Below are 24,319 nucleotides of genomic sequence, written 5' to 3'. Positions count from 1 at the left end.
GCTGCCGGGTTCGGCACCGGTAAAATGGGGCCATGTTTGCCAATTCCCGCACCATCGTCTCGGCGCAGTCCGATGTCCACGAGCACCTGGGCGCGCGTGTCGCGCGCCACCTGTCCGAACCATTCCGCAAGCCGATCGGCGAAGCCAGCCGCCGCGCGCTGAGCATAGCGCTCGACAACTGGCAGCAGGCCGGCGGCGTGCCGCTGATACTGGATGCCGGCTGCGGCGTGGGCGAAAGCACGCTGCGCCTGGCGACGTCATTCCCGGACCACTACGTGATCGGCGTCGACCAGTCCGAAAAGCGCCTGGCCGCGGGCAAGGACTGGTGGGGCGAGGCGGCAATGCCGGCCAATTTCAGCTGGGCGCGGGCCGACCTGGTCGATGTCTGGCGCATGCTGCAGGCCGACGCGGTGCCGGTGGCGCGCCACTACGTGCTGTACCCGAATCCGTGGCCAAAGATCGGCCACCTGGGGCGGCGCTGGCAGGGCCATGCGGTGTTCCCGGCGCTGGCGGCGTGCGGCGATTACCTGGAGTGCCGCAGCAACTGGCGGGTCTATATCGACGAGTTCGCGCAGGCGCTGGCGCTGGTGGGGCGTCCGGCGCAGGTGGTCGAGCCGTGGCAGCCGGTGCAGGCGATGACGCCGTTCGAGCGCAAGTACGCGGCATCGGGGCATGGGCTCTGGCGCTGCGTCAGCGAGCGCAGCACCTGAGGACAGCCGGCAAGACAAAAGCAAACGGCCCGCGATGCGGGCCGTTTGCTTGCGCGGGCGCAGGATTTCAGTGGAACAGCGGCTGCTGCGTCGGCGCGTCTTCCGGCAGTTCCGCATGCACGATCTCGCCATTGCGGTCGGCATACAGCGGCGTGCCGCAGTCCTCGCAGTATTCCGGATCGAACAGCGCCGCGTGGCGGAAGATATCTTCCACGCCGGCATTGCGCAATTCTTCGCAGATCTGCTCGAGCGGATTGCCCTTCTCGTCGGCATCGACTTCGCCGGCTTCGCGGCCGTACACCGGCCAGACGATGCCGTAGATCACATCCTTTTCGCCGCGCATGGTGAAGCCGACGCGGTATTCCTCGACCACTTCCTCGCCGAACGCGGCCACCACCGCGGCCAGCTGGCCGGCGGAGATATCGAGCGTGCCGGCGAGGTAGTTGACGGCGGCGCGCACGGTCAGCGGACGGATGCTCTTGTCGGATTCGCGGCACGACAGGAAGAAGGCGTCGGGCAGCAGCAGCTCGAACTCGCAGCCCGGCAGCAGCAGCGCCACCGACGGCTGGACCTGGCTGCGCCATTGCTCCAGGCACACCGAGCGCTCGGCATGGTGCTCCTTGGCGTCTTCCTGCCAGCGGAACAGCGCCTGCTCGTGCGGGGCTACCACCACGGCCAGCAGGTAGCGGGGGTCGGCCAGGATCGGCGCGGTCTCGGGCAGGTCGCGCAAGTCAACCTTGGGCACCGAGCCGGCCAGCGCTGCCGCGGCCAGCTTGTGCGTCAGCGCAAACGTGTCGCTGTGGGTGCGCGGCAACTGGTCGATGCTGTACAGGTACGGCGACAGCGCCACCTTGGTGTCGGAAGCCAGTACATGTGCCTGCAAATGCACGGCGAGCGTCTGGGAGAGCTCCGGCTTGAGCGCGCCGGAGGGGATGGCGTATCGCGTGTGCGCCAGGATTGGCGCGGCGATCAGCAGCGCGTCGTAGCGCTGGCCGTCGACCTCGATGGTGGCCGATTCGGCCAGCGTCTCGGCCTGCTCGGCCAGCACGTCGGAGGCGTCGGCGTTGTGCTTGAACAGGTGTTCCAGCGCCGCGTCCAGCGCGGTCTGGCTACCGTTCTTCAGCAGGCGGCCCAGGCGCTGCGAGAGCCGCCGTTCCCAGTAGCCATCCTCCATGCGGCTGCCCGATGCGTCGAGGGCGAGCGCATCGGCCACCAGCCGCTCGGCGTCGGGCGAAAGACGTGGGGAAGCCTTGGGGCGAAAACCTGCCATAGAAAGAAACCGTCCGTTTATGCGTAAAACGGTATTCTACTCGTTGCGTTGACAAGGCGGCCGCGCAATGCGGCGCGACTTGTCCCTGGCGAGGCCGAAGGCTCTTTCTTATTTCTGTTCGCTGGCCGCCGGCGCCGCCGGCGCATGGGTCTCGACGCCGTGCTGCTCGCCGGAAATCGACACGTCGCTGCCGCCCTTGGTCAGCAGGTAGAGGGCCGCGCCGGCAACGACGACGAATGCGATGATGATCTTTGCCATGTTGTCTCCAGTGTCTGTCTGAAGCGGGGTGGCCCCGCTCCGGGTCATTGCGACCAATGTTCTTTGCGACACAGTGTGGCAGCACTGCCTTGCGTGGAACTTACACGCGCGAGAAACGGCGCGGGTGATTCCGGCGCCGCACCATGCGCGCCATGACAAACGCCGCCTGGGTGGCGGCGTTTGCATGGGCCAGGCGCGAGCGTCAGGCGGCCAGCAGCTGGCGCAGCACGAACGGCAGGATGCCGCCGTGATTGTAGTAGTCGACCTCGATCGGCGTGTCGATGCGCAGCAGCACCGGCACGCGCTGCACGTCGCCGTTGGCGCGCTTGATCACCAGCACCAGGTCCTGCTGCGGCTTGAGGTCGCCCGGGTTGTCCAAGCCCGTGCCTTCGATGTCGAAGGTCTCGTTGCCGGTGATACCCAGAGTCTGCGCGCTGTCGCTGCCCTTGAACTGCAGCGGCAGCACGCCCATGCCGACCAGGTTGGAGCGGTGGATGCGCTCGAAGCTGCGCGCTACCACGGCCTTCACGCCCAGCAGCTGCGTGCCCTTGGCCGCCCAGTCGCGCGACGAGCCGGTGCCGTACTCCTCGCCGCCGAACACCACCGTAGGCGTGCCCTCGGCGATGTACTTCATGGCGGCGTCGTAGATCGACATCTGCTCGCCGGTGGGCTGGTGGATGGTGATGCCGCCTTCCACGCGCGCGCCGTCCGACTTGGGCGGGATCATCAGGTTCTTGATGCGCACGTTGGCGAAGGTGCCGCGCATCATCACCTCATGGTTGCCGCGACGCGAGCCGTAGCTGTTGAAGTCGGCCTTGAGCACGCCATGCGCCTGCAGGTACTTGCCCGCGGGCGAGGTGTCCTTGATCGAGCCGGCAGGCGAGATATGGTCGGTGGTCACCGAATCGCCGAAGATGCCCAGCGCGCGCGCGCCGCGCACGCTGGCCGAGGCGCCCGACGGCTCCAGGCTGAAATCCTGGAAGAAGGGCGGCTCGGCGATGTAGGTCGACTTGGGCCAGTCGTAGACTTGGCCCTTGGTGCCCTGGATCGCGCCCCACAGCTTGCTCGGCTTCTTGACCTGCTCGTAGTTGCCCTTGAAGGTCTTGGCGTCCATCGCGAACTTCATCAGCGCGTGGATTTCCTCCGAAGTCGGCCAGATATCGCCCAGCCAGACGTCGCGGCCGGCCTTGCCCTTGCCGACAGGCTCGGTCATCAGGTCGCGCGTGACATTGCCGGCGATGGCATAGGCCACCACCAGCGGCGGTGAAGCCAGGAAGTTGGCGCGGATATTGGGGTGGATGCGGGCCTCGAAATTGCGGTTGCCCGACAGCACCGCGGCCGCGACCAGGTCGTTCTTGATGATGGCTTCGTTCAGCTCCGGCGTCAGGTCGCCGGCATTGCCGATGCAGGTGGTGCAGCCGTAGGCGGTCACGCCGAAGCCCAGCTTCTCCAGGTACGGCAGCAGGCCGGCGGCCTGCAGGTATTCGGTGACCACGCGGCTGCCCGGCGCCAGCGAAGTCTTGATGTGCGGCGCCACTTCCAGCCCGGCTTCGACCGCCTTTTTGGCCAGCAGGCCAGCCGCCAGCAGCACGCTCGGGTTGGAGGTGTTGGTGCACGAGGTGATCGCGGCGATCAGCACGTCGCCGTTCTTCACTTCAATGCCATTGCTGGTGCTGTAGGGCTGATTCAGCTCGGAGGGATCCTTGTTGAAGCCGTTCTCGGCCACCGGCTTGCTGAACAGCGACGCGAACGTGCTCTTGACGTTGCCGATCTCGATGCGGTCCTGCGGGCGCTTTGGCCCGGCCAGCGACGGCGCTACCGTGGACAGGTCGAGCTTCAGCGTCTTGCTGAAGTCGATGTCGCCGGCCTGGGGAATGCCGAACATCTGCTGGGCGCGGAAGTAGCCTTCGAACGCGTCGATTTCCTCGTCGGTGCGGCCGGTGCCGCGGAAGTAATCGATGGTCTTTTCGTCGACCGGGAAGAAGCCCATGGTCGCGCCGTACTCCGGCGCCATATTGCCGATGGTGGCGCGATCCGGCACCGACAGGCCGGCCGTGCCTTCGCCGAAGAATTCGACGAACTTGCCGACCACCTTCTCCTTGCGCAGCATCTCGGTGATGGTCAGCACCAGGTCGGTGGCGGTGACGCCTTCGCGCAGGCGGCCGGTCAGCTCCACGCCGACCACGTCCGGCGTCAGGAAGTACACCGGCTGGCCCAGCATGCCGGCCTCGGCCTCGATGCCGCCGACGCCCCAGCCGACCACGCCGATGCCGTTGATCATGGTGGTGTGCGAGTCGGTGCCGACCAGCGTGTCAGGGTAGTAGACGCCATCCTTTTTGTGCACGCCGCGCGCCAGGTATTCCAGGTTGACCTGGTGCACGATGCCGAAGCCCGGCTGCACCACGCCAAAGGTATCGAACGCCTGCATGCCCCACTTCATGAACTGGTAGCGCTCGTTGTTGCGCTGGAATTCCAGCTGCATGTTCAGGTCCAGCGCCTTCTTTTCGCGGAAATGGTCGACCTGCACCGAGTGGTCGACCACCAGGTCGACCGGCACCAGCGGCTCGATCTTCTTGGGATCCTGGCCCATTTTCTCGGCCACATTGCGCATCGCGGCCAGGTCGGCCAGCAGCGGCACGCCGGTGAAGTCCTGCAGCACCACGCGGGCCACGACGAACGGGATTTCGTCGACACGCTCGGCATTCGGCTTCCAGCCGGCGAGCTGCCTGACGTGTTCTTCGGTAACCTTCTTGCCGTCGCAGTTGCGCAGCACGGCTTCCAGCACGACGCGGATCGATACCGGCAGGCGCCCGAGGTCCAGGTCCAGTTCTTGCGCCAGCTGCGGCAGGGAATAGAACTGGCCCTTGCCGGAAGCGCCGATCTTGAATTCTTTTAGCGTGTTCTTGAGGTTGTGGGGCATTGCCGTACTCCGATCGAAGGATGATGCGATGGCATTTGGCTCGGACCTCTGAAACTGGATTCAGACCCCTGTGCGCTGCCGCGGCATGTGACCGCGGTCCGAGGTCGGCAGCGCACTGCAACTGCATACTCTAACCGCCGCGCGGCTTTGCCGCCACCCGGTTTCGATCGGCCGGGCCTCGGCCATGACTCCCCACGGCGCGACAGCGCGCCCCCGGCGGGTTGCCCCGCCTGCAAGGCAAAAAGGGCGCCGGCGGCCGGAATTCAGGCGGCCGCCGGCACCCTGTACTGATTTATTGCTTCGGTGCCGCGCTCTGCTGGGTCGCGTCAGGCTGCTGGGCCTGCTGCGGCTGGACCGTCGGGCCGCCCGGGGGCGTGACCAGCAACGGGGAGGTGACCGGGGCGCGCAGGCCGCCGGCCTGGGTCGGGGCCGCGGCGCCTGCCTGCATGGCGGTGCTCTGGCAGTCGTCGGCCAGGCGCTGGCCCAGGTTCTTGTTGAACAGCATGGCCTTGCTCGGGATCACCACCAGGTCCAGGCCGGTGCGGGCGTCGTAGTAGCGGTCGGCGCCGGTCACGGTGGCCTGGCGCGGCAGCTTGTAGTCGCGGCCTTGCCAGTGCACGGTCAGCACTTCGTCGCGCAGCATGTCGCCGGAGATATAGATGCTGTTGCCCAGCTCGCACTGCCACTTTTCACCGGTCGGGGTGACAGCGGCGGCGGCGCCGGCAGCGGCGGCGGTGCCGGCTGCCGCCTTCTTCTTGGTCGAGGACTTCTTCTTGGTGGTCTGCTTGGCCGGCTCCTGCGCCATCACGGCGGTGGCGGTGGTCAGGCTGAACGCGCCAATGCAGGCGGCAAGTATGAGATGTTTCATTTTGTGAGTGCCTCTCGGGTTCTGAAATCTGGTCTGTTTGTCGTTCGCCGCCGTCACATCAGGCGGCGCCTGGGAGGAAAGTCCGCCGCTATTCTCTACGATTTGCCCGAGCCCGCGAAGTACGCTGGCCTTTGGTTACATAATCGGGGTGTCCGGTTAGTCCGGGTTCACTTACGCTTGCCGATCGGCACGAATTTGAGGTTTTCGGGGCCCACGTAGTTGGCGCTGGGGCGGATGATCTTGTTGTCGATGCGTTGCTCGATGATGTGCGCGGCCCAGCCGGACGTGCGCGCGATCACGAACAGCGGCGTGAACATCGCGGTCGGCACGCCCATCATGTGGTAGCTAACCGCGCTGAACCAGTCCAGGTTCGGGAACATCTTCTTGATGTCCCACATGACCGTCTCCAGGCGCTCGGCGATGTCGAACATCTTCATCGAGCCGGCATCCTTCGACAGCTTCTTCGCCACTTCCTTGATCACCTGGTTGCGCGGGTCGCCGGTGGTGTACACCGGGTGGCCGAAGCCGATCACGACTTCCTTGTTCCCGACGCGGCGGGTGATGTCGGCCTGGGCCTCGTCCGGGCTGTCGTAGCGCTTCTGGATCTCGAACGCGACTTCGTTGGCGCCGCCGTGCTTGGGGCCGCGCAGCGCGCCGATCGCGCCGGCGATCGACGAGTACATGTCCGAGCCCGTGCCGGCGATCACGCGCGCGGCGAAGGTCGAGGCGTTGAACTCGTGCTCGGCGTACAGGTTGAGCGACGTGTTCATGGCGCGTTCCCACAGCGCCGACGGCTTTTCGCCGTGCAGCAGGTGCAGGAAGTGGGCGCCGATCGAATCGTCGTCGGTTTCCACCTCGATGCGGCGGCCGTTGTGGCTGTAGTGGTACCAGTACAGCAGCATCGAGCCGAGGCTGGCCATCAGGCGGTCGGCGATATCGCGCGCGCCCGGGGCGTTGTGGTCTTCCTTTTCCGGCAGCACGGTGCCCAGCACCGACACGCCGGTGCGCATCACGTCCATCGGGTGGGCGCTGGCCGGAACCCATTCCAGTGCCAGCTTGACGTTGGCGGGCAGGCCGCGGAGCGCCTTCAGCCTGGCCTTGTAGGCGGCCAGTTCGGACCTCGTCGGCAGCTTGCCGTGCACCAGCAGGTGGGCGATTTCCTCGAACTCGCAGGCGTCGGCGACATCGAGGATGTCATAGCCGCGGTAGTGCAGGTCGTTGCCGGTGCGGCCAACCGTGCACAGCGCGGTATTGCCGGCGGCAACGCCGGATAGCGCGACGGATTTCTTGGCTTTCGGTGCCGCGGGCTCTGTCGTGGCGGCCGCTGCTGCGGTCTTCGAAGCGGACATCCGGGTCTCCTTCGGTCGCGTCCGGGATTTGTTGTTGTGGCGGTGTCAGGCGAAGAACAGCGCTTCCACGTTGTCCGGCAGCGGCGTGCCGGTGGCCTGGGCGCGTTGCAGCAGCGACCAGTAATAGCGGTAGCTGGCGCGATCGTGCAGCTGGCCGTCGTGGCGGATCGGCGCCCAGTTGTTCTCATGGGCCGCCAGCAAAATCTGGCTGGCGGCGCCGATTTCTTCCGCGCCCGGACGGAAGGCGGCGACGATCGGCGCGATCTGGCCCGGATGGATGCTCCACTTGCGCAGGTAGCCGAACTCGGCGCGCGCGCGCAGCGCGTCGTCGCCAGCCCGCTGCGGTGTCTGCACATCGGTGCTGACGTTGTGCGACGGCACCTTGCCATGGCGGTGGCAGGCAGCGGAGATTTCCAGCATGGCGCGTCGGATCAGCGGATGCTCGAACTGCTGCGGCGAGCGCATGGCATCGCCAGGGATCGCGCCATGGTGCGCCGAGACAAAATCCATCAGGCCAAAGCTCAGGCACTCCACCTGTACCAGCGCGGCGATGTCGAAGGCCTGTTCGAGTGCGGCGTGTGTCTCGATCAGCACATGGATCGGAATATGGCGGGCAATGCCGGCATTGCGCGCCACCTGGTTGACATGGTCGGTGACGCGCGCGACCTCGACCACGTCGGTCACCTTGGGTACGACCACATAGGCCAGCCGCGCGCCGGCGGCGCGCACCAGCACGTCGACATCCTGGCGCCAGCTCGGGTGGGCGGGGTCATGGATGCGCACGCCGACGCGGTTGTGCGCGTTCAGCGCGCTGTTGGCCAGTTGCGCGCACAGCTCTGCGTGCTCGCGCTCGTGGCCGACGGCTGCGCCGTCCTCGCAGTCGAAGGTGATATCGAAGACTGGCCCAAGCTCTTGCTGCAGGGCAAGCGACTTGCGCATCAGCTTTTCGCTGCCCGCATAGTGGTCACACACCGGCAACTGGACCGGGATGGCTTCGCCCTGGAACAAGACCTCGGATGGATGCACGGGATTTCAGGCAGGTTAGGGTTGGACGGGAGAGCACATCATAGCGCCCCAATATGAAAAAACCGGGGTCCGCGCCGATTCTTGAATCGTTGCGGAACCCCGGTCTTTCCAGGAACGCGTCGAAGATCAGCCCAGCAGGTGCTGCACGCCGGCCTTCTCTTCTTCCAGTTCGTTCAGGGTGATGTTGATCTTTTCCTGGCTGTAGGCGTCGATCTCCAGGCCCTTGACGATCTCGTACTTGCCGTTGGCGCAGGTCACCGGGTAGCCGAACATGGTGTCGGCGGGGATGCCGTACTCGCCGTTCGACGGGATGCCCATGGTGACGACCTTGCCGTTGGTGCCCAGCACCCAGTCATGCACGTGGTCGATGGCGGCGTTGGCAGCCGAGGCAGCCGACGACAGGCCGCGGGCCTCGATGATGGCGGCGCCGCGCTTGCCGACGGTCGGCAGGAATACGTCGTTGTTCCACACCGGGTCGTTGATCATGTCCTTGACGCTCGCGCCGTCGACGGTGGCGTAGCGGTAGTCGGCGTACATGGTCGGGCTGTGGTTGCCCCACACGAACATCTTCTCGATCGACGACACCGGCTTGCCGGTCTTGGCGGCGATCTGCGACAGGGCACGGTTGTGGTCCAGGCGCAGCATGGCGGTGAAATTCTCGCGCGGCAGGTTCGGTGCCGACTTCATGGCGATGTAGGCGTTGGTGTTGGCCGGGTTGCCGACCACCAGCACCTTGACATTGCGGCTGGCGACTTCGTCCAGCGCCTTGCCCTGCACCGTGAAGATCTGGGCGTTGGCTTCGAGCAGGTCCTTGCGCTCCATGCCCTTGCTGCGCGGACGGGCGCCAACCAGCAGGGCCACGTCGGCATCCTTGAACGCGACCTTGGGGTCATCGGTGATGACCACGCCGGCCAGCAGCGGGAAGGCGCAATCTTCCAGTTCCATCACCACGCCCTTGACGGCGGCCTGGGCTTGCGGGAGGTCGAGCAGTTGGAGGATGACCGGCTGGTCTTTGCCCAGCATGTCGCCGTTGGCGATGCGGAACAGCAGGGAGTAGCCGATCTGGCCAGCGGCGCCGGTCACTGCGACGCGCATTGGGGCTTTAGCCATGAGTAAATCTCCAAACGATAGAAGGGGGTAGCCGGTCGGCGGCACGCCGTCGCCAACTCAAGGCGGCGCGCACGCCGGATGCTGGTTGTCGCCACAGCGGGGAGCGGCCGTCCGCCGGAACCAGGTGGCGGGGCCACGGGGCGGAACCGGTGAGGATGAGCCACAACGGGTCATGGTGATGCAACGAAGCGTAAGTCTACTGCGAAGCGAGCCGCCATTTCCAGACCGATTTCCAGTCTGGGCCGCGGGGGAGGGTGCCGGGAAAGGCATCCGCCGGCGGCACGAGCACGGCATTCACGGCATTCGCAGGCGTGGACCAGCGCGAGTGTAGGCCCGGCCTCACGGGCTGTCAATTCATATGTCTTATATAAGACATAAGACAATTAACGTCAGGCTGGCGCCCGCCGCCCTTTTGTGGTGAAATCCCGGCTATGTCCTCCCTGTCTACGTCCCTCTCCGGCGCTGCCGTCCCCGGCGCGCAGGACTCTGGCGCGGCCACCCCTGGCGCCGGGACGCAGCCGCCTTCGTCGGCCTCGCCCGTGCCGTCGTCATCTCCTGCGCCCCAGGCCTCCGCCCAGGCGCACACCGCGCCGTCGCCCACCTTCAGCCCGCTGTATCAGCAGATCAAGGCGCTCATCATGCGCAGCCTGCAGTCCGGCGAGTGGAAGCCGGGCGAGATGATCCCCAGCGAAATGGAGCTGGCGGCACGCTACAAGGTAAGCCAGGGTACGGTGCGCAAGGCCATCGACGAACTCGCCGCGGAGAACCTGGTGGCGCGCCGGCAGGGCAAGGGCACCTTCGTGACCACGCACCACGAGGACGTGGTCAAGTTCCGTTTCCTGCGCCTCGTCCCCGATGAAGGCGAGCCCCACTACGGCGCCAGCCACGTGCTGGAGTGCAAGCGCCTGCGCGCGCCCGCCGAGATCGCAAGGCTGCTCGATATCCGCACCGGCGACAGCGTGGTGCAGATCCGCCGTGTACTGAATTTCTCCGGCGAGTCGACCGTGCTCGACGAGATCTGGCTGCTGGGCGCCAACTTCAAAGGCCTCACCGCGGAAAAGCTGACCGAGTGGAAGGGGCCCATGTATGCATTGTTCGAGGCCGAGTTCGGTACGCGCATGATCCGCGCCTCGGAAAAGATCCGCGCCGTGGCCGCCGACGAGACAGCGGCCGAGTTGCTGTCCGTGCCAGTGGGCTCGCCGCTGTTGTCGGTCGAGCGCGTTTCCTATACCTACGGCGATCGCCCTGTAGAGGTGCGCCGCGGGTTGTATGTGACGACGAAACACTATTATCAGAACGACCTGAGTTGAGTCTGGGAGCCGGCGTGATCCCGTGCCGGCTGCGATTATTGCGGCATTTGTGATGGTGGTGCGGCCTGTTGCGCAGCGCAGGTGAATGTTGCGTGGCAATTGCCGTGTCATGTGCATGGTGTGCGATTGTCGGGTGGCGCAAGTTGTGGCGCGATAGCTGAAAATTATTGGTGCAGCGCGCAACAAAGGCGCTAAAATCTCGTGGATTTGCCTCAGTGCATCCCGTTGCATGCAGGCAATGGCAGTCTCGTTTCTTTGTTTACCGCTAATTGGGGTCTCGCATGGCTGAAGCCAAACAAGCCAGGCCGGAGTTCCGGAATATCGGTATCTCGCAGATCGCGAAATACCGGTTGCCCTGGGCCGGCAAGGTATCCATCCTGCATCGCGCGAGCGGTGCCTTGATGTTCCTCCTCCTTCCCTTCGTCCTGTATCTGTTCGAGCAGAGCATCACCTCCGAACTGAGCTTCGCAAAGTTCTCGGCCCTGTTGTCCGGCGGCTTTGTCAAGCTGGTTGTTCTGGCCCTGATCTGGGGTTATCTGCATCATTTCTGCGCTGGTATCCGCTTCCTGCTGCTGGATGTGCACGTCGGTGTCTCCAAGCCCGCTTCGGCCAAGTCTGCCATCAGCGTGCTGGTTGTCAGCCTGCTGCTTACCCTGATTTTCGGCCTGAAGCTGTTCGGCCTGTTCTGAGGAGAATCACGGTGGCAAATAACAATATCGGTCCCAAGCGTCTGGTCGTCGGTGCCCACTACGGCCTGAAAGACTGGCTCGCGCAACGCGTCACGGCCGTGATCATGGTGGTGTTCACCGTGGTCCTGGCCATTGCCTTCCTGCTGTCGAACGGCGCTTCGTATGAAGCGTGGGCGGGGCTCTTCGCCAACCAGTGGATGAAGATCATCACGTTCCTGACCATCCTGTCGCTGCTGTATCACGCCTGGATCGGCGTGCGCGACATCTGGATGGACTATGTGAGGCCGATGGCGGTGCGCCTGGTGCTGCAAGTTCTTACGATTCTGTGGCTCGTCGGTTGCGCGGGCTACGCTGCTCAGATTCTCTGGAGGGTGTAATAAATGGTCGCAGTCAAGACTGGATTGCCGCGTCGCCGCTTTGACGTGGTCATCGTCGGTGCTGGCGGCGCCGGGATGCGCGCATCCCTCCAGCTCGCGGAAGCCGGCCTGAACGTGGCCGTGCTGTCCAAGGTGTTCCCGACCCGCTCGCACACGGTGGCGGCGCAGGGCGGCATCGGTGCCTCGCTGGGCAACATGAGCGAGGACAACTGGCACTATCACTTCTACGACACCATCAAGGGCTCGGACTGGCTGGGCGACCAGGACGCGATCGAGTTCATGTGCCGGGAAGCGCCGAAGGTCGTGTACGAGCTCGAGCACTTCGGCATGCCGTTCGACCGCAACCCGGATGGCACCATCTACCAGCGTCCGTTCGGCGGCCACACCGCCAACTACGGCGAGAAGCCGGTGCAGCGCGCCTGCGCCGCGGCCGACCGTACCGGCCACGCGCTGCTGCACACGCTGTACCAGCGCAACGTGCGCGCCAAGACCCACTTCTTCGTCGAATGGATGGCGCTGGACCTGATCCGCGACCAGGACGGCGACGTGCTGGGCGTGACCGCGCTGGAAATGGAAACCGGCGAGGTCTACATCCTCGAAGCCAAGACCACGCTGTTCGCCACGGGCGGTGCCGGCCGTATCTACGCCGCGTCGACCAACGCCTTCATCAACACCGGTGATGGCCTGGGCATGGCTGCGCGCGCCGGCGTGCCGCTGGAAGACATGGAGTTCTGGCAGTTCCACCCGACCGGCGTGGCCGGCGCGGGCGTGCTGATCACCGAAGGCGTGCGTGGCGAGGGCGGTATCCTGCGCAACAAGGATGGCGAGCGCTTCATGGAGCGCTATGCGCCGACGCTGAAGGATCTGGCGCCGCGCGACTTCGTCTCGCGCTCGATGGACCAGGAAATCAAGGAAGGCCGTGGTTGCGGCCCGAACGGCGACTACGTGCTGCTCGACCTGACCCACGTCGGTGCCGAGACCATCATGAAGCGCCTGCCGTCGATCCGCGAAATCGGCATGAAGTTCGCCAACGTCGACGCGATCAAGGAACCGATCCCGGTGGTCCCGACCATCCACTACCAGATGGGCGGCATTCCGACGAACTACCACGGCCAGGTCGTGGTGCCGAAGAACGGCAACCCGAACGAAGTCCTGAACGGTTTCTACGCGATCGGCGAATGCTCGTGCGTGTCGGTGCACGGCGCCAACCGCCTGGGCACCAACTCGCTGCTCGACCTGGTGGTGTTCGGCCGTGCCGCCGGCAACCACATCATTGCGCAGAACCTGAAGCAGAAGGAACACAAGCCGCTGCCGGCCGATGCCGCTGACCTGGCGCTGTCGCGCCTGGCCAAGCTGCAGGCCACGTCGTCGGGCGAATACACCCAGGACGTCGCCAACGACATCCGCAAGAACATGCAGTCGCATGCCGGCGTGTTCCGTACGCAGAAGCTGATGGACGAAGGCGTCGAGCGCATCCTGGAAGTGGCCGAGCGTGCCGACAACATCCACCTGAAGGACAAGTCCAAGGTCTTCAACACCGCGCTGGTGGAAGCCCTGGAAGTGGCCAACCTGGTGGAAGTGGCCAAGGCCACCATGATCTCGGCGGCCGCCCGCAAGGAATCGCGCGGCGCGCACGCGCACAGCGATTTCCCCAACCGCGACGACCAGAACTGGCTCAAGCACACGCTGTTCTACAGCGAAGGCAACCGTCTCGACTACAAGCCGGTGAAGATGGAACCGCTGACGGTGGAAAGCGTGCCGCCGAAGGCCCGTACCTTCTGAGCACCGCATCGTAGAGACAACAGGACCCACAGAAATGAAGCGTATTTTCGAAGTCTACCGCTACGATCCGGACAAGGATGCGGCGCCGCGCATGCAGACCTACGAGGTCGAGCTCGACGGCCACGAGCGCATGCTGCTGGACGCGCTGGTGAAGCTGAAGAAGCTGGACGAGACCATCTCGTTCCGCCGTTCGTGCCGCGAAGGCGTGTGCGGCTCGGACGCGATGAACATCAACGGCAAGAACGGCCTGGCCTGCCTGACCAACATGCGCGAGCTGCCGGACCGCATCGTGCTGCGTCCGCTGCCCGGCCTGCCGGTGGTGCGCGACCTGATCGTCGACATGACGCAGTTCTTCAAGCAGTACAACTCGATCAAGCCGTTCCTGATCAACGACGAGCCGCCGCCCGAGAAAGAGCGCCTGCAGTCGCCGGAAGAGCGCGACGAGCTGGATGGCCTGTACGAGTGCATCCTGTGCGCCAGCTGCTCGACGTCGTGCCCGTCGTTCTGGTGGAACCCGGACAAGTTCGTCGGCCCCGCCGGCCTGCTGCAGGCTTACCGCTTCATCGCGGACAGCCGCGACCAGGCCACCAGCGAGCGCCTGGACAACCTGAACGACCCGTATCGCCTGTTCCGCTGCCACAGCATCATGAACTGCGTCGATGTGTGCCCGAAGGGTCTGAACCCGACCAAGGCCATCGGCAAGATCAAGGAGCTGATGGTCCGCCGCGCGGTGTGATCCTGCGGCTGTCTAAGTAGTAAGCGGTGCGTCAGCCAGAGCGGCTATATCTGGCGGGCGCACCGAAAGTAGGAAGCCATGACTGAGAGTCCTGCCACCACCTTCTCCCATCAGGCCGATCCGCACAAGCGCGCACGGCTGCGCTGGCGCGCGCGCCGCGGCCTGCTGGAGAACGACATCATCGTCGAACGTTTTTTCAACCGTTACGAGGAGAGCCTGTCCGACGAGGATGTGGCCGCGCTGAGCCAGCTGTTCGAACTCAGCGACAACGAGTTGATGGACCTGCTCCTTGCCCGCAAGGAACTGGACGGTGAGCTCGACACGCCCCCGATGCAGCGCGTAGTGAACCTGCTGCGTTCGGTCTGAGTTTTGGTCAACATTATTATTCACAGCATTTGAAGGATCCGACATGACGCCGTCCGATGTGAAAGCCACGCTATCGTTCTCCGATGGTTCCCCCAGCGTTGAGCTGCCGATTTATACGGGCACCGTTGGCCCGGACGTGATCGACATTCGCAAGCTGTACGGACAAACCGGTAAGTTCACCTACGACCCCGGTTTCATGTCGACGGCTTCGTGCAATTCCAAGATCACCTATATCGACGGCGACAAGGGCGAGCTGCTGTACCGCGGCTACCCGATCGAGCAGCTGGCGCAGAAGTGCGACCACCTCGAGACCAGCTACCTGCTGCTCAAGGGTGAGCTGCCCAACGCCAAGCAGAAGGAAGAATTCGTCGGCCACGTGATGAACCACACCATGGTTCACGAGCAGCTGCAGTTCTTCATGCGCGGTTTCCGCCGCGATGCCCACCCGATGGCCGTGCTGACCGGCCTGGTGGGTGCCATGAGCGCGTTCTACCATGACGCGATGGATATCGACGATCCGCACCAGCGCGAGATCTCGGCCATCCGCCTGATCGCCAAGATGCCGACCATGGTCGCCATGGCGTACAAGTACAACATCGGCCAGCCGTACATCTATCCGCAGAACGACCTGTCCTACTCGGGCAACTTCCTGCGCATGCTGTTCGGCACGCCGTGCGCCCCCTACACCGTGAACCCGGTGCTCGAGCGCGCGCTGGACCGTATCTTCATCCTGCACGCCGACCACGAGCAGAACGCCTCGACCTCGACCGTGCGCCTGGCCGGTTCGTCGGGCACCAACCCGTTCGCCGCCATCGCCGCCGGCGTGGCCTGCCTGTGGGGTCCGGCCCACGGCGGCGCCAACGAAGCCGCGTTGAAGATGCTGGAAGAGATCGGCAGCGTCGATAACATCGGCGAGTTCATCAAGCAGGTCAAGGACAAGAACTCGGGCGTGCGCCTGATGGGCTTCGGCCACCGCGTGTACAAGAACTACGATCCGCGCGCCAAGCTGATGCGCGAAACCTGCCATGAAGTGCTGAACGAGCTGGGCCTGCACAACGACCCGCTGTTCAAGCTGGCCATGGAGCTGGAAAAGATCGCGCTGGAAGACGAGTACTTCGTCAGCCGCAAGCTGTACCCGAACGTCGACTTCTACTCGGGCATCGTCCAGCGCGCGCTGGGCATCCCGACCTCGCTGTTCACCTGCATCTTCGCGCTGGCCCGCACCCCGGGCTGGATCTCGCAGTGGGAAGAGATGATCACCGATCCGGAATACAAGATCGGCCGTCCGCGTCAGCTGTTCGTCGGCGCCGCCACTCGCGACGTGCCGGACGTGGCCAAGCGCTGAGCGCAGGCTCATCCGATCCGCTGCGCAGTGCAGCAATTGCAAACGCCCCGGCCCGCCGGGGCGTTTGTCTTTTCTGCGCCGGCGTGCGTTGTGCGGCGCAATGCCGGCAAGGGCAGGAAATTGCACCTCGAATGGTCGGGAGCGCAATTAGTGGAAAATTGTGTCGCGTTTTCCCAATGGGGTTCCGCATTTATTGTGCGATTGTTGCGTAGTGCAGGAAATTTGACCCTATAATGCGGGCTGCTTTGCCGACGGCAGCCGGGCCACCCCTCCGGCCTGCGGTGCGGCAAGCGGGGCAGGCGAATCGCTTGCGCAATAGAGAACGCATCAAACGTTGTCTTTCCGAACCTTGGTCCCCATACACAGCGGGACTGACACATGCCGGGCCCCGCATCTCTTGAGCTTTTCCGCAGGCCCGTCTTCCGCGTCTCGGGCTGCCTTTCTGCCGTTCCGATCTCTGTAGTCCGCGGGTGTTGTTCGATTGCGCAGGTCATTCCGCTTCTGCCCGGATGATCCAAACATAAATCGAGGAGCTCCTGATGACGCTGTCCTGTCTTACGTCCCGCATCACGTCTATTTCGCTGGCCGCCATGCTGGCCACCTTTGGCGCCGCCGCCAACGCCGAAACCGTGAAGATCGCCATTGCCGGCCCGATGAGCGGCTCGGTGGCGCAGTACGGTGACATGGTCAAGGCCGGTGCGCTGACCGCCGTCGAACAGATCAACGCAGCCGGCGGCGCCGGCGGCAACAAGTTCGAAGTGGTGATGATGGACGACGCCTGCGAACCGAAGCAGGCCGTTGCGGTGGCCAACAAGATCGTCAGCCAGAACATCAAGTACGTGATCGGCCACGTGTGCTCGGGCTCGACCATCCCGGCCTCGGACATCTACGAGAACGAAGGCATCGTGATGGTCACGCCGTCGGCTACCGCGCCGCAGCTGACCGAGGCCAAGAAGCGCAAGTTCATCTTCCGCACCATCGGCCGCGACGACCAGCAGGGCCCGGCCGCCGCCCAGTACATCATCGGCAAGATCAAGCCGAAGAAGGTCGCCGTGCTGCACGACAAGCAGTCGTACGGCCAGGGCATCGCCAGCTCGGTGAAGAAGGACCTGGAAGCGGCCAAGATTCCGGTGGCCGTGTTCGAGGGCATCAATGCCGGCGATTCGGACTACTCCGCCGTCATCACCAAGCTCAAGTCGCAGGGCGTGGACTTCGTCTACTTCGGCGGCTACCACCCGGAAATGGGCCTGCTGCTGCGCCAGGCGCGCGAGCAGGGCGTGAAGGCCACCTTCATGGGCCCCGAGGGCGTGGGCAACAAGGACGTGACCGCGATCGCCGGCCCGTCGTCGGAAGGCATGCTGGTGACGCTGCCGGCCGACTTCTCGGCCGACCCGGCCAACGCCGGCCTGGTCAAGGCATTCGCCGACAAGAAGCGTGACGCCAACGGCCCGTTCCAGATGCCGGCCTACGCCGCCGTCAAGATCATCGGCGACGCCATCGCCGGCGCCAAGAGCACCGACCCGGCCAAGGTCGCGGCGTACATGCACAAGAACGCCTTCACCACCCCGATCGGCAAGGTCGAGTACGACGACAAGGGCGACCTGAAGTCCTTCAAGTTCGTGGTCTACACCTGGCACAAGGACGCCAGCAAGACGGCTGCGAACTAAGGCGCTTCATCTCCCGGTGGGTTGCTCCCCTCTCCCGCTCGCGGGAGAGGGGCAGGGGGTGAGGGCGGACGGATCAAAGGCTGAGGCCTGCGGGTTCAAACCGTTGGCCCCGCTTGATGTGGCTCCTCGCTAAACCACCCCTCACCCCGGCCCTCTCCCCATGCGGTGAGAGGGAGAACACCTTGCTTTGGCAAGTTCGAATGGTTTTGGTGCATCCCTGCTGAGGCCAGCTCTTCGGCTTCGAGGTTTCCCCCCAATGAATGAATTCCTTCCACAGTTCACCCAGCAGCTGGTCAACGGCCTGACGCTGGGTGCGATCTATGCGCTGATCGCCATCGGCTACACAATGGTCTACGGCATCATCGGCATGATCAATTTCGCGCACGGCGAGATTTACATGATCGGCGCCTATGTCGGCCTGGTCACGCTCACCGCGATCGGCGCCCAGGCAGGCTACCCCCTGCCGCTGGTGCTGGGCGCCGCCTTGCTGGTCTCGGTGCTGGTCACCGGCGTCTACGGCTTTGCGGTCGAGCGGGTGGCATACCGGCCCTTGCGCGGCGGTCCGCGGCTGGTGCCGCTGATCTCCGCCATCGGCATGTCGATCTTCCTGCAGAACTATGTCCAGATCGGGCAGGGCGCGCGCGACGTGTCCGTGCCGGTGCTGATCTCGGGCGCCATCGAGTTCCAGATGGGCGGCGATTTCACCGTGACCGTGCCGTATTCGCGCCTGCTGATCGTCGGCGTGACCCTGGTGATGATGATCGCGCTGACGCTGTTCATCGGCCGTTCGCGCATGGGCCGCGCCTGCCGCGCCTGCGCCGAAGACATGCGCATGGCCAACCTGCTTGGCATCGATACCAACAAGGTGATCTCGTTCACCTTCGTGCTGGGCGCGATGCTGGCCGCCGTCGGCGGCGTGCTGATCGGGCTGAGCATCGGCAAGCTGAATCCCTTTATCGGCTTTATCGCCGGCATCAAGGCCTTTACCGCGGCGGTGCTGGGCGGCATCGGCAGCATTCCGGGCGCGATGCTCGGCGGCGTGCTGCTGGGCCTGGCGGAAACCTTCGCCTCGGGCTACATGCCGGCCGAATACAAGGACGTGGTCGCATTCAGCCTGCTGGTGCTGGTGCTGCTGTTCCGTCCGACCGGGCTGCTGGGCAAGCCTGATGTCGAGAAGGTGTGAGGGAGGGCGAGACAATGACTAATAACGCTTCTGCAATGCCGGCGGGCAAGGCCGTCGTGCGCGGTACGACGCCGGGGCAATCGCTGAAGAACGCGATCACGGCGGCCGTGATGACGGCGATCCTGACTATCCCCATCCTGGGCCTGCAGCTCAGGCTGGAAGGCTACAAGGTCGTGCTCGAGCCGCACTGGCGCCCGGTGTGGATCGCCGTGGCGGCGGTGTTCCTGTTCCAGCTGTTCAAGCCGATGCTGTCGCGTGCCGGCAGTGCCGTGCGCCTGCCGGCGCTACCGCAACTGGGCGCGCGCGAGCAGCGCATGGCAGTGTGGGTGATGCTGGCGGTCGGGCTGGTGTGGCCGTTCTTCGGCTCGCGCGGCGCGGTCGACGTGGCCACGCTGGCGCTGATCTACGTGATCCTGGGCCTGGGCCTGAATATCGTGGTGGGCTATGCCGGCCTGCTCGACCTGGGCTACGTCGGCTTCTATGCGATCGGCGGCTATACCTATGCGCTGCTGAACCAGCATTTCGGGCTGGGCTTCTGGGAATGCCTGCCGATCGCCGCAGCGATGTCGGCAACCTTTGGCTTCCTGCTGGGCTTCCCGGTGCTGCGGCTGCGCGGCGACTATCTGGCCATCGTGACGCTGGGCTTCGGCGAGATCATCCGCCTGCTGGCCAACAACCTGACCAGCTTGACCGGCGGCCCGGACGGCGTCTCGGGCATCCCGAAGCCCACGGTGTTCGGCATCGAGATGGCGCGCAGTGCAAGCGTGGAGGGAGCCAAGACCTTCCACGATCTGATCGGGCTGAACTACAGCAGCCAGCACATGGTGATCCTGCTCTACCTGATCGCGCTGCTGCTGGTGGGCTTCACGCTGTTCGTCACCAGCCGCCTGATCCGCATGCCGATGGGTCGTGCCTGGGAGGCGCTGCGCGAAGACGAGATCGCTTGTCGTTCGCTGGGCCTGAACCCGACCCGCATCAAGCTCTCGGCGTTCACGCTGGGCGCGTCGTTCGCCGGCATTGGCGGCGCGTTCTTCGCGGCGCGCCAGGGGCTGGTCAACCCGGAATCGTTCACCTTCATCGAATCGGCGCTGGTGCTGGCCGTGGTGGTGCTGGGCGGAATGGGTTCGCAGCTCGGCGTGATCCTGGCGGCGATCCTGCTGACCGTGCTGCCGGAAGTGGCGCGTGGTTTTGCCGAGTACCGGATGCTGATATTCGGTCTGGTGATGGTGCTGATGATGATGTGGCGTCCGCAGGGCCTGCTGCCCGCGAGCCGTCCGCACGTGGAGCTTCCCCGATGAGTACCGCGATGAATGCAGAACTGCTGAAAGTTTCCGGCCTGCAGATGCGCTTCGGCGGCCTGCTGGCGGTGGACGGTATCGAATTCGATGTGAAGCGCGACGAGGTCTTCGCGATCATCGGCCCGAACGGCGCCGGCAAGACCACGGTCTTCAACTGCGTCGGTGGCTTCTACAAGCCGACGGCGGGCGACGTGACGCTCGATGGCCACGCCATCGCCGGCCTGCCAAGCCATATGGTGGCGCGCAAGGGCCTGGTGCGCACGTTCCAAAACATCCGGCTGTTCAAGAACCTGACCGTGGTCGAGAACCTGCTGGTGGCGCAACACCTGCAGGTGCAGTCTGGCATCCTGCGCGGGCTGTTCGCGACGCCGGCCTACCGCCGCGCCGAGCGCGAAGCGCTGCAGCGTGCCGCCGAATGGCTGGAGCGCATGGGCCTGACCAGGGTCGCCAACCGCGAGGCGGGCACGCTCTCTTACGGCCACCAGCGCCGGCTGGAGATCGCGCGCTGCATGATCACAAAGCCGCGCCTGCTGATGCTGGACGAGCCAGCCGCCGGCCTGAACCCGCAGGAAAAGGTCGAGCTGCAGCAGCTGATCGACCAGCTGCGCCGCGAGTTCGGCATTGCCGTGCTGCTGATCGAGCACGACATGAGCCTGGTGATGGGGGTGTCCGACCGCATCCTCGTCATGGAGCACGGCAAGCCCATCGTGATCGGCAAGCCCGACGAGGTGCGCAACGACCCGCGCGTGATCAAGGCCTACCTGGGAGAGGACTGATGCTGAAGCTGGAACAGGTCCATACCCACTACGGCGCCGTCGAGGCGCTGTCGGGCGTATCGATCGAAGTCAACAAGGGGGAGATCGTCACCCTGATCGGCAGCAACGGTGCCGGCAAGACGACGCTGATGATGACCGTGTGCGGCACGCCGCGCGCCTCCAGCGGGCGCGTGCTGTTCGAGGGCGAGGACATCACCAACCGCTCGACGCACGAAATCATGCGGCTGGGCATGGCGATCTCACCCGAGGGCCGACGCGTGTTCCCGAGCCTGACGGTGCTGGAAAACCTCAAGATGGGCGGGTTCTTCGCCAGGCGCGACGAGATCGAGGCCGGCATCGAGCACGTTTTCAAGCTGTTCCCGCGCCTGAACCAGCGCGCCAGCCAGCGTGCCGGCACCATGTCGGGCGGCGAGCAGCAGATGCTGGCGATCGGCCGCGCGCTGATGAGCCGGCCGCGCTTGCTGCTGCTGGACGAGCCCACGCTCGGCCTCGCGCCGCTGATCATTGCGCAGATCTTCGACATCATCCGGACCATTCGTGACGAGGGCGTCACTGTGTTCCTGGTCGAGCAGAATGCCAACAAGGCACTGCAGGTCGCGGACCGGGGCTATGTGCTGGAAACCGGCAAGGTGGTACTGGCCGATACCGGTGCCAACCTGCTCGCCAACGACCGGATCAAGGCTGCATACCTGGGCGGCTGATGCCGGCGGGCGCCGCCCTGCAATGGGGCGGCGGCCCTTCAAGCCTCGTTTTCGTGATTGGCGAAAACCCCCTTTCGCCAATCACATTACATTCCAGCCGCCCGCCAGGCCGGGCAGGGGGCGGATCCCCATACCCCCTGTGGCATAATCGATTGCCAAGTCAAGCATTGCCGCAACGCTTGAAATAACGCTCGCTTCAGGCGGCTTCCGGCGCGATCATCGCGATTGATTACTATATCGGCGCCCGTGTTCGCCACCGCGACCGAAGCGAACAAAAACCCCTGCAAACTACTGCGCGGTCACCGCGGACCTCTCCTGCAAGGGACCGGTCATTCGGCCCGCCATCGCATCATGGCCAAGACGCTCTACGACAAACTCTGGGATGACCACACCGTCCACGTCGAGGAAGACGGCACCACGCTGCTCTACATCGACCGCCACCTGCTGCATGAAGTGACCAGCCCGCAGGCGTTCGAGGGCCTGAAGATGGCGGAGCGTCCGGTATGGCGCATCAGCGCGAACCTGGCCGTGTCGGACCACAACGTGCCGACCACCGACCGCAGCCAGGGCATCGCCGACCCGGTGTCGAAGCTGCAGGTCGATACGCTGGACGCCAATTGCGACAGCTTTGGCATCACCCAGTTCAAGATGACCGACCACCGCCAGGGCATCGTGCACGTGATCGGGCCGGAGCAGGGCGCGACGCTGCCGGGCATGACGGTGGTGTGCGGCGACTCGCATACCAGCACGCACGGCGCCTTCGGCGCGCTGGCGCATGGCATCGGCACCTCGGAAGTCGAGCACGTGCTGGCCACGCAGACGCTGCTGGGCAAGAAGGCGAAGAACATGCTGGTCAAGGTGGAAGGCAAGCTGCCGCGCGGCTGCACCGCCAAGGACATCGTGCTGGCCATCATCGGCAAGATCGGCACCGCCGGCGGCACCGGCTACACCATCGAGTTCGCCGGCTCGGCCATCCGCGACCTGACCATGGAAGGGCGCATGACCGTCTGCAACATGGCCATCGAAGCGGGCGCGCGCGCCGGCCTGGTGGCGGTGGACGACGTCACGCTGGAATACGTCAAGGGCCGCCCGTATGCGCCGCAGGGCGTGGAGTGGGAGCAGGCCGTGGCCTACTGGCGCACGCTGCATTCGGACGGCGGTGCCAAGTTCGACCAGGTGGTAGAGCTGCGCGCCGAAGACGTCCGCCCGCAGGTGACCTGGGGTACGTCGCCGGAAATGGTGATCAGCATCGAAGACCGCGTGCCGGATCCCGAGAAGGAAAAGGACCAGAACAAGCGCAACGCGATGGAGCGCGCGCTGGAATACATGGGCCTGCAGCCCAATGTGCCGGTCGAGAGCATCAACATCGACAAGGTCTTCATCGGCTCGTGCACCAACAGCCGTATCGAAGACATGCGCGCCGCCGCGTGGGTGGTGCAGAAGCTGGGCCGCAAGATCGCTGCCAACGTGAAGCTGGCGCTGGTGGTGCCGGGTTCGGGCCTGGTCAAGGAACAGGCCGAGCGTGAAGGCCTGGACAAGATCTTCAAGGCCGCCGGCTTTGAATGGCGCGAGCCGGGCTGCTCGATGTGCCTGGCCATGAACGCCGACCGCCTCGATCCGGGCGAGCGCTGCGCGTCGACCTCGAACCGGAACTTCGAGGGCCGTCAGGGCGCCGGTGGCCGTACCCACCTGGTGAGCCCGGCGATGGCAGCGGCTGCCGCCATCGAAGGCCATTTCGTCGACGTCCGCAAGCTGGGCTGAGCGGAGCGCGGCAGATGAAAAGGACCCTGATCGCATTGCTGGCATGCCTGGGCATGCTGCAGCTGGCTGGCTGCAACACCATGGCCGGCCTGGGCAAGGACACGCAGGCCGCCGGCAGCTCGCTCGAGCGCGCGGCCAAGAAGTAAGGAAAGAGACATGGACAAGTTCACTGTACACAGCGGCCTCGTGGCCCCGCTCGACCGCGAGAACGTCGACACCGACGCCATCATCCCGAAGCAGTTCCTGAAGTCGATCAAGCGTACCGGCTTCGGCCCCAACCTGTTCGACGAGTGGCGCTACAAGGATGTCGGCGAGCCCGGCATGGACAACAGCAAGCGTCCGCTGAACCCGGACTTCGTGCTGAACCAGCCGCGCTACCAGGGCGCGTCGATCCTGCTGGCGCGCCGCAACTTCGGTTGCGGCAGCTCGCGCGAGCACGCGCCGTGGGCGCTGACGCAATACGGCTTCCGCGCCGTGATCGCGCCCAGCTTTGCCGATATCTTCTTCAACAACTGCTACAAGAACGGCTTGCTGCCGGTGGTGCTGAGCGAGCAGCAGATCGATCACCTGTTCAACGAGACCAACGCGTTCAATGGCTACCAGCTGACCATCGACCTGGACAAGCAGGTGGTGCTCACGCCGTCGGGCCAGGGCTATGAATTCGACATTGCCCCGTTCCGCAAGTACTGCATGCTGAATGGCTTCGACGATATCGGCCTGACCCTGCGCCATGCCGACAAGATCAAGGCCTACGAGGCCGAGCGCGTGGCGAAGATGCCGTGGCTGAACAACCGCCTGGTCGGATAAGACTCAACCG

The 24,319-nt window shown here is 64.9% G+C and carries 23 protein-coding genes; 16 read left to right on the top strand and 7 right to left on the bottom strand.

Translation table 11 applies throughout. From position 1 onward, the window contains the following. The first annotated feature begins 32 nt into the window (after positions 1 to 32). Positions 33 to 710 carry a tRNA (guanine(46)-N(7))-methyltransferase TrmB gene (gene trmB / locus VSR71_RS01625; protein ID WP_342912199.1) on the top strand — a complete coding sequence of 226 codons (678 nt, stop codon included), beginning with the start codon at positions 33 to 35 and terminating at the stop codon, positions 708 to 710. Between the two features lie 67 nt (positions 711 to 777). On the opposite strand, the gene VSR71_RS01620 is transcribed toward trmB, so the two are convergent. The 7 genes from VSR71_RS01620 to VSR71_RS01590 form a co-directional block, all read right to left on the bottom strand. After that, positions 778 to 1,980, bottom strand: a complete 1,203-nt coding sequence (locus tag VSR71_RS01620) for a DUF2863 family protein (RefSeq protein WP_342912198.1) — start codon at positions 1,978 to 1,980, stop codon at positions 778 to 780. A gap of 108 nt (positions 1,981 to 2,088) precedes the next feature. Next, positions 2,089 to 2,238 (bottom strand): hypothetical protein, encoded by a 150-nt coding sequence (locus VSR71_RS01615; protein WP_209760010.1) that lies wholly within the window; start codon positions 2,236 to 2,238, stop codon positions 2,089 to 2,091. A gap of 202 nt (positions 2,239 to 2,440) precedes the next feature. Beyond that, the gene (gene acnA, locus VSR71_RS01610; RefSeq protein WP_342912197.1) at positions 2,441 to 5,158 is read right to left on the bottom strand and encodes an aconitate hydratase AcnA; all 2,718 of its coding nucleotides are present in this window, start codon (positions 5,156 to 5,158) and stop codon (positions 2,441 to 2,443) included. Between the two features lie 292 nt (positions 5,159 to 5,450). Next, positions 5,451 to 6,026 (bottom strand): hypothetical protein, encoded by a 576-nt coding sequence (locus tag VSR71_RS01605; RefSeq protein WP_342912196.1) that lies wholly within the window; start codon positions 6,024 to 6,026, stop codon positions 5,451 to 5,453. 167 nt (positions 6,027 to 6,193) lie between these two features. Then, entirely contained in the window at positions 6,194 to 7,375 is a 1,182-nt protein-coding gene (gene prpC / locus VSR71_RS01600) for a bifunctional 2-methylcitrate synthase/citrate synthase (RefSeq protein ID WP_342912195.1), read from the bottom strand. A 45-nt stretch (positions 7,376 to 7,420) separates the two neighbouring features. Then, positions 7,421 to 8,401 carry an HpcH/HpaI aldolase/citrate lyase family protein gene (locus VSR71_RS01595; protein WP_342912194.1) on the bottom strand — a complete coding sequence of 327 codons (981 nt, stop codon included), beginning with the start codon at positions 8,399 to 8,401 and terminating at the stop codon, positions 7,421 to 7,423. A 126-nt stretch (positions 8,402 to 8,527) separates the two neighbouring features. Further along, a complete protein-coding gene (locus VSR71_RS01590; RefSeq protein WP_342912193.1) occupies positions 8,528 to 9,511 on the bottom strand; it encodes a malate dehydrogenase in 984 nt (327 codons plus the stop codon). 431 nt (positions 9,512 to 9,942) lie between these two features. On the opposite strand from VSR71_RS01590, the gene VSR71_RS01585 reads away from it, so the two are divergent. From VSR71_RS01585 to leuD, 15 genes are all read left to right on the top strand, one after another. Further along, positions 9,943 to 10,821, top strand: a complete 879-nt coding sequence (locus VSR71_RS01585) for a GntR family transcriptional regulator (protein ID WP_342912192.1) — start codon at positions 9,943 to 9,945, stop codon at positions 10,819 to 10,821. Between the two features lie 281 nt (positions 10,822 to 11,102). Then, positions 11,103 to 11,510, top strand: coding sequence for a succinate dehydrogenase, cytochrome b556 subunit (gene sdhC, locus VSR71_RS01580; RefSeq protein WP_342912191.1), 408 nt, complete (start codon positions 11,103 to 11,105; stop codon positions 11,508 to 11,510). Between the two features lie 11 nt (positions 11,511 to 11,521). After that, complete coding sequence (gene sdhD / locus VSR71_RS01575) at positions 11,522 to 11,887, top strand: succinate dehydrogenase, hydrophobic membrane anchor protein (RefSeq protein ID WP_116324062.1); 366 nt, start codon at positions 11,522 to 11,524, stop codon at positions 11,885 to 11,887. A 3-nt stretch (positions 11,888 to 11,890) separates the two neighbouring features. Then, the gene (sdhA, locus tag VSR71_RS01570) at positions 11,891 to 13,669 is read left to right on the top strand and encodes a succinate dehydrogenase flavoprotein subunit (RefSeq protein ID WP_342912190.1); all 1,779 of its coding nucleotides are present in this window, start codon (positions 11,891 to 11,893) and stop codon (positions 13,667 to 13,669) included. 34 nt (positions 13,670 to 13,703) lie between these two features. Continuing rightward, entirely contained in the window at positions 13,704 to 14,405 is a 702-nt protein-coding gene (locus VSR71_RS01565; RefSeq protein WP_135705162.1) for a succinate dehydrogenase iron-sulfur subunit, read from the top strand. A gap of 78 nt (positions 14,406 to 14,483) precedes the next feature. Then, entirely contained in the window at positions 14,484 to 14,771 is a 288-nt protein-coding gene (locus tag VSR71_RS01560) for a succinate dehydrogenase assembly factor 2 (RefSeq protein ID WP_116322295.1), read from the top strand. 43 nt (positions 14,772 to 14,814) lie between these two features. Further along, positions 14,815 to 16,116 (top strand): citrate synthase, encoded by a 1,302-nt coding sequence (gltA, locus tag VSR71_RS01555; protein WP_342912189.1) that lies wholly within the window; start codon positions 14,815 to 14,817, stop codon positions 16,114 to 16,116. Between the two features lie 539 nt (positions 16,117 to 16,655). After that, positions 16,656 to 17,783, top strand: coding sequence for a branched-chain amino acid ABC transporter substrate-binding protein (locus VSR71_RS01550; RefSeq protein WP_342912188.1), 1,128 nt, complete (start codon positions 16,656 to 16,658; stop codon positions 17,781 to 17,783). A gap of 256 nt (positions 17,784 to 18,039) precedes the next feature. Next, positions 18,040 to 18,966 (top strand): high-affinity branched-chain amino acid ABC transporter permease LivH, encoded by a 927-nt coding sequence (livH, locus tag VSR71_RS01545; protein ID WP_133098521.1) that lies wholly within the window; start codon positions 18,040 to 18,042, stop codon positions 18,964 to 18,966. 35 nt (positions 18,967 to 19,001) lie between these two features. Beyond that, positions 19,002 to 20,264 (top strand): high-affinity branched-chain amino acid ABC transporter permease LivM, encoded by a 1,263-nt coding sequence (locus VSR71_RS01540; RefSeq protein WP_342912670.1) that lies wholly within the window; start codon positions 19,002 to 19,004, stop codon positions 20,262 to 20,264. Between the two features lie 8 nt (positions 20,265 to 20,272). Next, the gene (livG, locus tag VSR71_RS01535; protein WP_342912669.1) at positions 20,273 to 21,040 is read left to right on the top strand and encodes a high-affinity branched-chain amino acid ABC transporter ATP-binding protein LivG; all 768 of its coding nucleotides are present in this window, start codon (positions 20,273 to 20,275) and stop codon (positions 21,038 to 21,040) included. Further along, positions 21,040 to 21,741, top strand: a complete 702-nt coding sequence (locus tag VSR71_RS01530) for an ABC transporter ATP-binding protein (protein ID WP_116322290.1) — start codon at positions 21,040 to 21,042, stop codon at positions 21,739 to 21,741. Before livG ends, VSR71_RS01530 begins: the two co-directional genes overlap by 1 nt. A gap of 351 nt (positions 21,742 to 22,092) precedes the next feature. Then, on the top strand, positions 22,093 to 23,502 hold the full coding sequence (gene leuC / locus VSR71_RS01525; RefSeq protein ID WP_342912187.1) for a 3-isopropylmalate dehydratase large subunit: 1,410 nt from the start codon (positions 22,093 to 22,095) through the stop codon (positions 23,500 to 23,502). A gap of 14 nt (positions 23,503 to 23,516) precedes the next feature. After that, a complete protein-coding gene (locus VSR71_RS01520) occupies positions 23,517 to 23,648 on the top strand; it encodes an entericidin A/B family lipoprotein (protein ID WP_022535977.1) in 132 nt (43 codons plus the stop codon). 10 nt (positions 23,649 to 23,658) lie between these two features. Next, a complete protein-coding gene (leuD, locus tag VSR71_RS01515; RefSeq protein ID WP_342912186.1) occupies positions 23,659 to 24,309 on the top strand; it encodes a 3-isopropylmalate dehydratase small subunit in 651 nt (216 codons plus the stop codon). The last annotated feature ends 10 nt before the right edge of the window (positions 24,310 to 24,319 follow it).

The organism is Cupriavidus oxalaticus, from assembly GCF_038900635.1.
Classification (GTDB): Bacteria; Pseudomonadota; Gammaproteobacteria; order Burkholderiales; family Burkholderiaceae; genus Cupriavidus; species Cupriavidus oxalaticus_B.
This window is presented reverse-complemented; position numbering and strand designations above follow the sequence as displayed.